Genomic DNA, 12,968 nt, shown 5'->3' with positions numbered 1-12,968 from the left:
TAAGTGAGCTGTGACAGCCGGCTACTTTACTCGAACCGGCGGTGTCCGGCGGAAACGCCGCCACCCGCCAGCCCGCGCCGATGCCCGCTGCAGGGCCCGCCCGGCAAGGATTCAGCGCCGGTGCGCAAAGTGGCCGTGGGCGAGGAAATGGATCGCCTGGGCGGACACGTCCGGCGACAGCAGCATGCCGCTGTGGCTGGTCGGCAACACGATGTGGTCGGACTCGCCCGGCAGCCGGGTTTCATCGACCGCAACGGTGCCGTCGTTGCCGCCCTGGAAATGGCCGAACACCCGCCCCAGCCCGAGGCCGAGATTGCCGGCCACCACGCCCAGTTGCGCCGGGCCGCGCCACGGCTCACACCCTTCGCGCAGCAGGCTGGCGGCGCGCCCCAGCGAGATGCTGCCCAGGCCGAACCGGGCCATCCCGCGGGCGGCCGCGCTGCCGCACAGCGGCGAGCCGAGGCAGACCACCCGCTGGACCGGCAATCCGGGGTCCTGCTCCAGCGTCCGCACCGCGATCAATCCGCCCAGGCTGTGGGCGAGGATGTCGGCCGGCTCGCGCAGCAGGGCCCGCAGCCCCGACATCGCCGCCTCGGGCCCTCCGGCGACGCCCGCGTAACCGAACACGACGGGGTGGAAGCCGGCCCGGCGCAACTGCCGGGCGTGCCAGCGCATCGACACCCGCGGCATCCACAGTCCGTGCAGGACCACCACCCGTCGGCCGGCGCCCGTCGTCGAGGCAGGCTGCGTGGTCGCGGGGCCCTCCGGCGCGGCATCCGCAGCGGGCCTCACGGCGTCTTGAACTCCCGGCGCAGCCAGTCATCGAGCAGCTGCTTCTCGTACCGCAGCGGATCGTCGCTGCGGGTCAGGGTCGAGCGCGACAGGTAGTCGCTGCCGACCAGGTGCCGCTCGCCCCCGGCCAGCACCTGCCCGCCCGCATCCAGGCGGCGGAACTCCAGCCGGATCCGCGGCGGGTAGATGTCGCGCATGATCCGCACATCGTCGTACCGCGGGCCGAGCCAGGGTTCGTACTCGCCGGCCCGGTCGATGTCGATGAACGTGACCTGCAACCGTTCGCCAGGCGGCAACCGGCGCTCGGCCTGGCTGCGCAGGTACTGCGCCAGTTGTCGCACCCAGCCCCCACGCAGGGTCTCGACCCGGTCCTGCCCGTAGGTGATTTCACGGAACCCGGCCGGATCCCGCCAGGCCACCTGCACCGTTCCCTCGTCCGCCAGTTGCCCCGGACCGCTGCCGACAAGCGGTGTGGTGGCGCAGCCGGCCAGGGCCAGCGACAGCGCAAAAGCCCAGGTCATGGCGATCGGGGATTTCATGGCGGATTCCTCGCAACGGCAGAGCCCGCATTCTGCCCTGATCCCGGTATCCGCGATGTCCGGCTCATCGCGCTGGCAGGCCACCCGTCAGGCCGAACCTGCATGCCGATCCGGCGTTGCCGGCTTCAGCCGGTCCAGTCCGCGCGTCGGCGCAGGATGAACTCGTGGTCGCGCACGCGGCCGACCGGAAACCCGTAATCGCCGACGTGCTCGAAACCGTGCCGCGCGTAGAAACGTTGCGCGCCGAAGTTCCGCGACCACACGCCGATCCACAGCGTGCGCGGGCCATCGCGCTGCAACCAGTCCAGCGCGGTCTGGAACAGCTTCCCGCCCCAGCCGCCGTTCTGCGCGTGCTGCAGCAGGTACAGGCGTTTGAGCTCTCCGTCCGTGCTGCCCACCTGCGGATGCGGCAGACCGCACGGGCCGGCCGCGGCGTGGCCGATCGCCACGCCGTCGCGCTCGAGCAGCCAGACCGCGTAATCGGGATGGGCCAGGATCGTCCGCTGGCGTTCGACCGCGTAGCTCTCGGCCAGAAACGCCTGCAGGTCCGCGTCCGGGTACAGGTGCCCGAAGGTTTCGACGAAGGTTCGCCTGGCCAGTTGCGACAGCACCCCGGCATCGGCCGGCGTGGCGCGGCGGATGACGGGGTCCGGCGCCACTTATTCCGCCGCGGGCTCGTCGACCTTGGCCGGCTTCGGCCGGACCGACACGTGCACCTCGGCCAACTGCGCGTCGGGAATCGGCGACGGCGCGCCGGTCATCGGGCACTGCGCGCCGGTGGTCTTCGGGAACGCGATCACGTCGCGGATCGACTCGGTGCCGGCCATCAGTGCGGCGATGCGGTCGATGCCGAACGCGATGCCGCCGTGCGGCGGTGCGCCGTATCTGAGCGCGTCGAGCAGGAAGCCGAACTTGGCCTGCGCCTCCCCGGCATCGATGCCCAGCAGTTCGAACACCGCCGACTGCATCGCCGGGCGGTGGATGCGGATCGAACCGCCGCCGATCTCGTTGCCGTTGAGCACCATGTCGTAGCCGCGCGAGACCGCGGTCTTCGCATTCGCCTGCAGTTCGGCGACGTCATCCACCGCCGGCGCGGTGAACGGGTGATGCAGGGCCACGTAGCGCTGCGCTTCGTCGTCCCACTCGAACATCGGGAAGTCCGTCACCCACAACGGTGCCCAGCCCTCGCGCACCAGTCCCAGATCCTTGCCCAGCTTGAGCCGCACCGCGCCCATGAATTCCGAGGCGGTGTTGTAGGCGGCCGCGCCGAACAGGACCAGATCGCCTCCCTGCGCGCCGGTCGCCTGCAGGATCGCGGCGAGGGTCGCGTCATCGAGGAACTTCGCGATCGGCGAGTTGACGCCCTCGCGGCCCTGCGCGGGGTCCTCGATCTTCATCCACGCCAGACCCTTCGCGCCGTACTTGGCGGCGTGCGCGCCGATGTCGTCGATCTGCTTGCGCGACAGGCTCGCCGCTCCGGGTGCGCGCAGCGCGATCACGCGGCCGTCCTCGGCGTTGGCCCAGTCGGTGAACACCTTGAATTCGCAGCCCTTGACCAGCTCGGCGATGTCGGTGAACTCCATCTCGATGCGCAGGTCCGGCTTGTCGGAACCGAAGCGGCGCATCGCCTCCGCCCAGGTGATGCGCGGGAACGGCTGGGCCAGTTCGACCTGCATCACGTCGCGGAATGCGTCGCGGATCATCGCCTCGGCGGTGTCCTGCACGTCGGACTCCTCGACCCAGGCGAACTCCATGTCGAGCTGGGTGAATTCGAGCTGGCGGTCGGCGCGCAGCGCCTCGTCACGGAAGCAGCGGGCGATCTGGTAGTAGCGGTCGAAGCCGGCCACCATCAGGATCTGCTTGAACAGCTGCGGACTCTGCGGCAACGCGTAGAACTCGCCCGGGTGCATCCGCGCCGGCACCAGGAAGTCGCGCGCACCCTCCGGCGTGGCCTTGGTCAGGATCGGGGTCTCGATGTCCTGGAACCCGCGCGCGTCCAGCCAGCGCCGCAGCGCCTGTACCAACTTCGTCCGGGTGCGCATCTTGCGCTGCATCTCCGGCGTGCGCAGGTCCAGATAGCGGTACTTCAGACGGATGTCCTCGCCCGGGTTCTCGTGGGCGTGGAACGGCAGCGGCTCGGCCTTGTTCAGCACCTCGATGTGCGTGGCCACCACTTCGACCTGGCCGGTCGGGACCCTGTTGTTGACCGCCTGGCGCTTGCGCACCGTGCCGGTGATCCGCAGGCAGTCCTCGTAGCCGACCTGGGCGGCGGTGGCGATGACCGCGGCATTGCCTTCGGCGGCGCTGTCGGGCTCGGCGACCACCTGGACGATGCCCTCGTGGTCACGCAGGTCGATGAAGCACAGGCCGCCGAGGTCGCGGGCGACGTCGGCCCAGCCGCACAGGGTGACGCTCTGGCCGATCATCGATTCGTCGATCAGGCCGCAGAAGTGGGTACGCATGAGGGCTCCGGGGTGCGATGACAGCCGGTCCAGGCCGGCTAGCCGGGTAGTTTAGCGGGGCTGCGGGTGTGCGCTTGTTTGAATGCAAGGGGAGCTTGTGGTCTTCGGATGGGCGCCGCCCGGTGTGGGGGTTGCTCCCCGGTTCGGTCAGGGCGTCCTGCCCTGACTCAACGCCGCAGGCCATCCATGGCCTGCTGTCCGCAACCCCCACATCAGACGCCGCGTCGGCGTGTGAGTGGCTTCGTCTTCGGTATTCACTTGAAAGCGCCCTGCAAGACCAATCGTGGCGGAACGTTGTTGCTGTTGCTTTAAGCGTCGGCAGCCGGAGAGAGGGCGTGGGCGGAGGGGCAGTGCCACTTCCTGACGCCGCTCAGGCAGCCGGTTTCGGCTCTGATTTGGCTTCGGCCGGCTTCGATGCGGCCGCCGCGTCACTCTTGGACTCCGACGGCTTCCCCGCACCATCACCGCCGACCAGGTTGCGCTTCTTCTCGCCGTCCTTCTTGAAATCGGTCTCGTACCAGCCCGTGCCGGCAAGGCGGAACTGCGGGGCGGTCAACTGGCGCTTCAACTGCGGCTGGGCGCAGGCCGGGCAATCGGTCGGATCGGCATCGGAGAGCTTCTGCAGACGGTCGAACTCGTGCCCGCAGGCGGCGCATTCAAAGGCATAGATCGGCATGGAGACGAAAATCCTGGTTGATCGAAGAGGCGACCAGATGCGCATCTGATCGACCCGGTTCGAGAGTGTGTCGGTGGCGGTGTCGCGGCCAGCGCGAAGGGTGGGGACGACCCGGGCCAAATCAAGGCCCCGGGGCCGCGTGGGGCTCGTCGATCCATGCCGCTCCCGCACTTTGCCGGTACGCTGGTGAGCCCGTCCCACCGGATCACCGCGATGCCCCTGCATACCGTCCGACCCGTCATCCTGATTGTCGCCGCCGCGCTGCTCGCGATCGGCGTTGCCGGTGCCGGCTGGTTCGCCGCCCAGGGCATGGCCCGGCTCAAGACCGCCGACCGCTACGTCACCGTCAAGGGCTCGGCGGAGAAGATCGTCGATGCCGACCTGGTGGTCTGGCCCTTGCCGCACAGCGTCGGCGGCAACGACCTGGCCGATGTGCAGCGCCGGCTCGATGCCAATACCGCGATCATCCGCGAGTTCTTCACCGAGGCCGGCTTCCAGCCCGGGGACATCGTGGTCGCCCCGCCCGGACTGGAAGACCGCTGGGCCTGGGCGTATGGCGACAACCGGCCGCCCGAGCGCTACCGCTACTCGACCACCGTGAGCCTGCGCACGGGCAACGTGCCGGCGGCGCTGGAGGCTCTGCGTCGCACCGGCGAGCTGGTCAGCCGCGGGGTGATGATCGGGGAAGGCAGCTCGCCCGAGTTCGACTACACCACGCTGAATGACATCAAGCCCGGCCTGATCGCCGAAGCCACGGCCGCCGCACGCGACTCCGCGGTCCAGTTCGCCAAGGATTCCGACTCCCGCCTGGGCGGCATCCGCAGCGCCAACCAGGGTGTGGTCAGCATCAGCAACCGCGACCAGAGCAGCCCGCAGATCAAGCGCGTGCGCGTGGTGACCACGGTGGAGTATTTTCTGCGTGATTGATGGCGATCGCCGCCGCGCGGCGCACGAACGCGTGGTACGAGCCAGCGGCGCGCGGCACGACCCCGAGGCAACCACCCAGTGGTAGGAGCGACGTCAGTCGCGACCCGGCAGGAACACGGCAGTCGACGCGGGCGGGGCGGCCAGTCCACCCACAAACCGATCTGTCCTCCGGCATGGATGGACGCGGATCGGTCAGCCGGGTGCACGATTTCCTGCGCGTTCGCGACTGACGTCGCTCCTGCCGGGGGGCGTGGCTACGTGTCGTGCGGGAACTTCCCTCGGCTGCAGGAGCGGCTTCAGCCGCGAACCTACGTATGTTGGCGATGGACAGGTCGCGGCTGAAGCCGCTCCTGCAATCGCTTTGGCCGAGGCAGGACAACGGAGTGCGAACGGCAGACACGCCCCTCTGGACTCAGGCGGCGTCGGCTTCGTACAGGGCCAGCAGTTCGGCCTCGGCCTGATCCAGCTCGGCACGCAATTCGGCTTGCTGGCGAGCCAGCTCCACGCCGCGGGCGCCGCCATCGGCGTAGGTCGCCGGGTCGGCGAGTTCAGCGTCCAGTGCGAGCAGTTGTGCTTCCAGCGCCGTCACGCGCTCTTCGGCCCTGGCTAGCTTGTACGGGTTGGCCTTGCCCTTGCGCGGCTTCGCGGGCGGTTCGGCGACCGCTGCGGGCTTGACGCTGCCCTTGCCGTCATTGGAACTGTCGCGTGAGCGCAACCAGCTCGCGTACTCGTCCAGGTCACCGTCAAACGGCTGCGCGACGCCATCGGCGACCCGCCAGAAGGTGTCGCAGACCAGGCCGATCAGATGCCGGTCGTGCGAGACCAGCACGATCGCGCCTTCGAACCCGTCCAGCGCCTCGGCCAATGCCTCGCGCATGTCCAGGTCCAGGTGGTTGGTGGGTTCATCGAGCAGCAGCACGTTCGGCTGCCGCCACGCGATCAGCGCCAGCGCCAGGCGCGCGCGTTCGCCGCCGGAGAACACATCGACCGACTCGAACGCGCGGTCGCCGGGGAAATTCCACTTGCCGAGGAAATCGCGCAGCTGCTGGGTCGCCACGCCGGGCGCGATGTCGGCCAGGTGGTCGATCGCGCTGGTGCCGGCACGCAGGGACTCCACGGTGTGCTGGGCGAAATAGCCGATCCGCAGGTCGGGATGGCCGCTGCGCTCACCGGCCAGCAGGGGCAGATCGCCGACCAGGCTCTTCACGAGGGTCGACTTGCCCGCACCGTTCGGGCCCAGCAACGCCACGCGGTCGCCGGCCTCGAGGATGAAACCGACGTCGTGGAGGATGAGGGCGTGCTGCTCGCGAGCCACCGGCTCGCGCACGCCCGAATGCCCTGCGCGCTGCGCAGGGCCGGTCGAGGCTCCCATTTTCGCAGGAGCGGCTTCAGCGGGCACCGGATCCGACGCCGGCGGATGATTCTGGTTCGCAGCTGATGCCGCTCCTCCGCCGCGCAGCAAGTCCCCTTGGGGGACAGCATCAGCAACGACATAGCCACAATCCGCATGCGCCAGCCGCAGCAGGGCATGCGGCAACTTGGCCGGGGCGGGGAACTCGATCCGCAACGCGCGCTCGATGCGCACCGCCTCGGTGCCGGCCATCTTCGCCAGCCGCTTGACCCGCGACTGCGCCTGTTTGGCCTTCGCCGCGCTGGCGCTGAAACGGTCGATGAAGCTCTGCAGGTGGGCACGCTCGGCCTGCGCCTTCTCGTGGGTGATCTGCTGCAGCCGCAGGTGCTCGGCGCGCTGGCGCTCGAAGGCCGTGTAGTTGCCGCTGTAAAGCTTGGCCTTGCCATCGTTCAGATGCAGCGTGTGGGTGGTGACCTCGTCGAGGAACTCGCGGTCGTGGCTGATCAGCAACAGGGTGCCGGGGTACTTCAGCAGCCATTGCTCCAGCCACAGCACGGCATCCAGATCCAGGTGGTTGGTCGGCTCGTCGAGCAGCAGCAGGTCGGACGGGGTCATCAGGGCGCGGGCGAGGTTGAGGCGTACGCGCCAGCCACCGGAAAACGTGCTGACCGCGCGCCCGTGGGTGTCGGCGGAAAACCCGAGCCCGTGAAGCAACTTGCCTGCGCGCGCACTGGCGTCGTAACCGTTGAGCTCCTCCAGCCGGTGATGGGCCGCGGCGACGCCTTCCCAGTCCTCGTTCGCAAACGCATTGGCCTCGGCCTGGATCGCCGCGTGCACGGCGGCATCGCCTGACAGCACGAAGTCCAGCGCAGGGTCCGGCAGCGACGGGGTTTCCTGGGCGACGGCGGCGATGCGCACCCGGCTGGGGATGCCCAAGTCGCCCTGGTCGGCTTCCAGCTGGCCCTGCATGGCGGCGAACAGCGAGGATTTGCCGGTGCCGTTGCGGCCGATCACGCCCACTCGCCAACCGGCCTGAAGGACCAGGTCGACTTTGGACAGCAGCAGGCGTTCGCCGCGACGAAGGGCGAAATCTTTGAAGGCGATCATGCCGTCATTGTACGGGTGCGGCCGGAAGCACCGGCTTTTTTGCTTGTACCGGCCGGCGCCGACCCACATGATTGGGCGGCTAAGCCGACCGGATCCCCGATGCCCCACGAAACCGACCTGATCAGCATCATCGCCGTGGGGCTGCTGCTGGCCTTCCTGTTCGGCGCGCTGGCCAATCGGTTGCGGCTCTCGCCGCTGGTGGGTTACCTGGTGGCGGGCATCGTCGCCGGCCCGTACACGCCCGGCTTCGTCGGCGACCAGGACCTGGCCAGCCAACTGGCCGAGATCGGCGTGATGCTGCTGATGTTCGGCGTCGGCCTGCATTTCTCGATCAAGGATCTGATGGCGGTCAAGTGGATCGCGATTCCCGGCGCGATGGTGCAGATCACCGTCGCCACCCTGCTGGGCTGGGGGCTGGCCTCGCTGATGGGCTGGTCGACCCTGCACGGCCTGGTGTTCGGGTTTTCGCTGGCCACCGCCAGCACCGTGGTGCTGCTGCGGGCAATGGAGGATCGCCGGCTGCTCGACACCAAGCGCGGCAAGATCGCGGTCGGCTGGCTGATCGTCGAGGACCTGGCCTGCGTGGTCGCGCTGGTGCTGATGCCGGTGCTGGGCTCGATCATGCATCCGGTCGCCGGCGGCGAGGTGCATACATTCGGGTCGATCGTGGTCGCCATCGCGCTGACGATGGTGCAGGTGGCGGCCTTCGTCGCGGTGATGCTGGTGGTCGGTCGGCGGGTGATCCCGTGGGTGCTGGAGCGCACCGCCGGCAGCGGCTCGCGCGAGCTGTTCACCCTGGCGGTGCTGTCGATCGCGCTGGGCGTGGCCTACGGCTCGGCCGAACTGTTCGGGGTGTCGTTCGCACTGGGCGCGTTCTTCGCCGGCCTGCTGCTCAACGAGTCCGAACTCAGCCACAAGGCCGCCAGCGACTCGCTGCCGTTGCGCGATGCGTTCGCGGTGCTGTTCTTCGTCTCGGTCGGCATGTTGTTCGACCCGCGGATCCTGGTCGAGCACCCCCTGCACGTGCTGGCGACCGTGCTGATCATCCTGTTCGGCAAGTCCGCGGCCGCGTATGTAATCGTGCGCGCGTTCGGCTACCCGAACATCACCGCCATCACCATTTCCGCCAGCCTGGCGCAGATCGGCGAGTTCGCGTTCATCATCGCCGGCCTCGGCGTGACGCTGCAGATCATGAACAAGGAGGCGCAGGACCTGGTCCTGGCCGGCGCGCTGATCACGATCATGCTCAACCCGCTGATCTTCGTGCTGGTCGACAAGTGGCAGGCGCGGCACGCACGGCTGGCCGAGGAGCAGGCCGACCTGGGTCCGCTGCCGGGGCCGTCGCTGGACGTGAGCAACCACGCCATCGTGATCGGCTACGGCCGCGTCGGCGCCGAACTGGTCAACCTGCTGCGCAGCCACGACGTGCCGGTGGTGGTCATCGACGACAGCGGCCATCACGTCGACCGCGCGCACGCCGCGGGCATCCCCGCGATCCGCGGCAGTGCCGCCGCCGACCGGGTACTGGTCGAGGCGCACCCGGAAAAAGCCACCATTGCGATCCTGGCGATCCCGCAGCCACTGGAAGCCGGCGAGGCGCTGGCCAAGCTGCGCGCGATCAACCCGTCGCTGACCCTGCTGGCCCGCGCGCACACCGATGCCGAGGTCCAGCACCTGCTGGAGCACGGCGCCGACGGGGTGGTGATGGCCGAGCGCGAACTCGCCCACAGCCTGGCCGAGATGGTGATCGCCACGCCGTCTTACCGCGGCGACCACCATTTGCCACGGCTCAGCCCCGGCTGACGCCAGGGGGCTGTCTTTCGGCTTTCCCTGCCAGCCACTGCCGCATCCGGAAGCGCCTGCCGGGTGTCCCGGACACCAAGCGAATTTCGTGGAGCGACTGGCCGGGATACCCGGCAGGCGCACTCGTGTCGCAGGCGAGAAGCGTCCTGAAAAATTGCCGGCCGACCGTCTCTGCCCGACTGCAAACACGCTCGTCGTCGACTACGCGACAGCATGCGATCGCCGCACTTCATTCCAGCTATGTCGTCCGACCATTCCACCAAGGTCTATTTGACGACCGCGCTATTTTTGCGTTAATCGGATGTCACGCCGTATACGCGGCCACTCCGGGGAACCACAATGACGCCAAGCCGCCTGCACCTGGCCATAGCTCTCGCACTCGCTGCACCGGTCGCCTTCGCACAGACCGCGCCGACGCCAAAAAGTGATGCCACCACGCTGGACCAGGTCATCGTCACCGGCACCAGGGTCAGCGACCGCACGGTCGCCGAGTCGACCTCACCGATCGACATCATCACGCCCGAGGTCCTGCAGTCGACCGGCACCACCGAGCTGGCCACCGCGCTGTCGCGTGCCCTGCCCTCGCTGAACTTCCCACGCCCCGCACTGACCGACGGCACCAGCGCGATCCGTCCAGCGCAGCTGCGCGGCCTCGCTCCCGACCAGGTGCTGGTGCTGGTCAACGGCAAGCGCCGCCACACCACCGCGCTGTTGAACGTCAACGGCAGCCAGGGCCGCGGCTCCTCGCCGGTCGACCTCAATGCGATTCCGGTTTCGGCGATCGAACGCGTCGAAGTGCTGCGTGACGGCGCCTCCGCGCAGTACGGTTCGGACGCGATCGCCGGCGTGGTCAACATCGTGCTCAAAGGTGCCGGCAGCGGCGGCAGCATCGATGCCACCTACGGCCAGTACTCCGCCGGCGACGGCAAGCAGTGGCAGCTCGCGGGCGATACCGGCATCGCGCTCGGCGATACCGGCGGCTTCCTGCATATCGCCGCGCAGGTCGGCGACCAGGATTCGACCAACCGCGCCCGCCCGTTTGCCGGCACGCCGAGTCCGACCCAGCCCGCGCTGGGCCAGAAGGCCTTCGTCTACGGCGATCCCGAGGTCGAAAGCTGGGCGCTGTCGCTGAATACCGTGGTGCCGCTGTCGGACACGATGGAGCTGTACGCATTCGGTATGGCGAGCGAGCGCGACATCACCTCGTTCGCGTTCTTCCGCGCGCCGCGCAACCCCAACCAGAACATTCCGTCGATCTACCCGGACGGCTTCCTGCCGCGCATCAACAACATCGCCGATGACCGCTCGCTGGTGGCCGGCCTGCGCGGCGACGCCGGCGACTGGAAGTGGGACCTGAGCTACAACTACGGCTACAACCACCTGGACTTCCATACCCGCAACACGCTCAACGCGAGCCTCGGGCCGAGCTCGCCGACCTCGTTCTACGACGGCGCGCTGGAGGTCACCCAGAACATCGTCAACTTCGATCTCAGCCGGCAGTTCGACTGGGGGCTGGCGTACCCGGTCAACCTCGCATTCGGTGGCGAATACCGCGAGGAAAAGTGGAACCAGTCGCCGGGTGAGCCCGACTCCTGGCGCCAGGGCCCGTTGCCGCCCCCGATCGCGTCGGGCGCGCAGGGCTTCCCGGGTTTCCGCGCCAGCGATGCCGGCCATTACTCGCGTGACAGCTACGCGCTGTACGCCGACCTGGAGGCCAGCTTCACCGAGCGCTTCTCCGGCGGCGCCGCCATCCGATTCGAGGACTACAGCGATTTCGGCAACCAGACCTCGGGCAAGCTGTCCGGCCGCTACGAGTTCACCGATGCGGTAGCCCTGCGTGGCACGATCTCCACCGGCTTCCGCGCACCGTCGCTGTCGCAGCAGAACTTCCAGACCACCAGCACCACCTTCATTGCCGGCATCACCGACCCGTTCGAGATCCGCACCTTCCCGGCCGCCGGCGAGATCGCGCGCGCCCTCGGCGCGGAACCGCTGCAGCCGGAGGAGGCGACTTCCTACAGCCTCGGCCTGGTGCTGCAGCCGGTCGACCGCCTGTACATCACCGCCGACGCCTACCAGGTCGACGTGGATGACCGCATCGTGCTGTCGTCCAACCTCACCGGTGATGCGGTGCGCCGGTTCCTGGAGGCGCGCGGCATCTTCGGCGTCACCGGCGGCCGCTACTTCACCAACGCGATCGACACCCGCACGCGCGGCATCGACATCGTCGGCAGCTACCGCTGGGATCTGGCCAACGGCAGCTTCAACCTGACCGGCGGCTACAACTATTCCAAGACCGAGATCACCCGGGTCGCGGCGAACCCGCCCGAGCTGGAGACCGGCGGCCTGAACCTGGAGCGCCTCGACCGCGCCGAGCGGGGCCGGATCGAGAAGGGCTTCCCGCGCGACAAGTTCGTCCTCAGCGGTACCTGGAAGGTGCAGGACTGGACGTTCCTTGCCGGCACCACCCGCTACGGCAGCTTCCAGACCACGCCCAACGCTTCGGCCAACGACCAGACCTACGGCGCCAAGTGGCTGGTCGACCTGGCTGCGACCTACCACCTCGACCGCTGGAGCTTCACCCTGGGTGGCGACAACGTGCTCAACGAGTACCCGGACGAGAACATCTTCGGCAACTCGACCAACGGCCAGTTCCCGTACAACTCGGCCTCGCCGTTCGGTTTCAACGGTGCGTACATGTACGCGAAGATCGGCTACCGCTGGTAAGCGCCGCCGCGGTGCCTGTGTGACACAAAGCCTCCCCGCCTTATTGGTGGGGAGGCTTTTTCATGCGTTCTCGAAAGTGCGCAGTTGGGGGCCAAGGGCTTCGGCAGCAGCGACGCCCTGCCGGGGGATTGCTCCTCGGCTCGATCGGGCATCCATGCCCGACTCGCCGCCGCGGACATCCATGTCCGCTCTACGCAACACCCCGGCAGGACGCCGCATCGGCAAGTAATTGACAACGTTCTGTAGAAGAAGAACGCAAGAAGCGAAGCCCACCAATCACATTTACCGTTGCAACCACCCTCACACCCCAAGGGTGCTTCCTTCGGGGCGTCCGCCCTTCGGCACCTTCTCAGCTCCGCATACCCTTCGGGCGCCACCGCGGGAGAAGGGGTGCCTGATCGAATCTCCCAACTCGGCACACGCCGGAAAAATCTCCGAAGTCCTGCTCGCCGAAGCCAGCTCAACTGTCCGCGGGTGTCGGGGTGCGGGGGTATTGCGTAAATCAAACCATGGATGGTTTGCGGCCCCGAGTCAGGGCAGGACGCCCTGACCGAGGGGTGAGCAATCGCCCCCGCGGCCCGGCA

At 68.3% G+C, this 12,968-nt stretch carries 9 protein-coding genes; 3 read left to right on the top strand and 6 right to left on the bottom strand.

Annotated elements, in window-relative coordinates; all coding sequences use genetic code 11:
* Positions 1-111 precede the first annotated feature (111 nt).
* The 5 genes from N792_RS02215 to N792_RS02195 all read right to left on the bottom strand — a co-directional run bounded on the left by N792_RS02215 (position 112) and on the right by N792_RS02195 (position 4,469).
* Complete coding sequence (locus N792_RS02215) at positions 112-792, bottom strand: esterase/lipase family protein (protein WP_224743904.1); 681 nt, start codon at positions 790-792, stop codon at positions 112-114.
* Complete coding sequence (locus N792_RS02210) at positions 789-1,331, bottom strand: DUF3016 domain-containing protein (protein ID WP_052103266.1); 543 nt, start codon at positions 1,329-1,331, stop codon at positions 789-791. The genes N792_RS02215 and N792_RS02210 overlap by 4 nt, the downstream gene beginning before the upstream one ends.
* A 125-nt stretch (positions 1,332-1,456) precedes the next feature.
* Positions 1,457-1,990: a GNAT family N-acetyltransferase gene (locus N792_RS02205; protein ID WP_156969256.1), complete on the bottom strand. Its 534-nt coding sequence runs from the start codon at positions 1,988-1,990 to the stop codon at positions 1,457-1,459.
* The gene (aspS, locus tag N792_RS02200) at positions 1,991-3,793 is read right to left on the bottom strand and encodes an aspartate--tRNA ligase (protein ID WP_036192080.1); all 1,803 of its coding nucleotides are present in this window, start codon (positions 3,791-3,793) and stop codon (positions 1,991-1,993) included.
* 370 nt (positions 3,794-4,163) lie between these two features.
* Complete coding sequence (locus N792_RS02195; RefSeq protein ID WP_036192077.1) at positions 4,164-4,469, bottom strand: FmdB family zinc ribbon protein; 306 nt, start codon at positions 4,467-4,469, stop codon at positions 4,164-4,166.
* 213 nt (positions 4,470-4,682) lie between these two features.
* On the opposite strand from N792_RS02195, the gene N792_RS02190 reads away from it, so the two are divergent.
* A complete protein-coding gene (locus tag N792_RS02190) occupies positions 4,683-5,396 on the top strand; it encodes an SIMPL domain-containing protein (protein ID WP_036192425.1) in 714 nt (237 codons plus the stop codon).
* A 412-nt stretch (positions 5,397-5,808) separates the two neighbouring features.
* Here the strand turns inward: N792_RS02190 and N792_RS02185 are convergent, their stop codons facing one another.
* Complete coding sequence (locus N792_RS02185; RefSeq protein WP_036192422.1) at positions 5,809-7,854, bottom strand: ABC-F family ATP-binding cassette domain-containing protein; 2,046 nt, start codon at positions 7,852-7,854, stop codon at positions 5,809-5,811.
* A gap of 99 nt (positions 7,855-7,953) precedes the next feature.
* Between N792_RS02185 and ybaL the strand changes: the two genes are divergently transcribed.
* On the top strand, positions 7,954-9,657 hold the full coding sequence (gene ybaL / locus N792_RS02180; protein WP_036192074.1) for a YbaL family putative K(+) efflux transporter: 1,704 nt from the start codon (positions 7,954-7,956) through the stop codon (positions 9,655-9,657).
* Between the two features lie 339 nt (positions 9,658-9,996).
* Positions 9,997-12,384, top strand: a complete 2,388-nt coding sequence (locus tag N792_RS02175; protein WP_036192071.1) for a TonB-dependent receptor plug domain-containing protein — start codon at positions 9,997-9,999, stop codon at positions 12,382-12,384.
* Positions 12,385-12,968 lie beyond the last annotated feature (584 nt).

The organism is Lysobacter concretionis Ko07 = DSM 16239 (assembly GCF_000768345.1).
In the GTDB taxonomy this organism is placed as follows: domain Bacteria; phylum Pseudomonadota; class Gammaproteobacteria; order Xanthomonadales; family Xanthomonadaceae; genus Novilysobacter; species Novilysobacter concretionis.
Note: the sequence above shows the minus strand (reverse complement) of the source record. Positions and strands in the feature narration are given on the sequence as shown.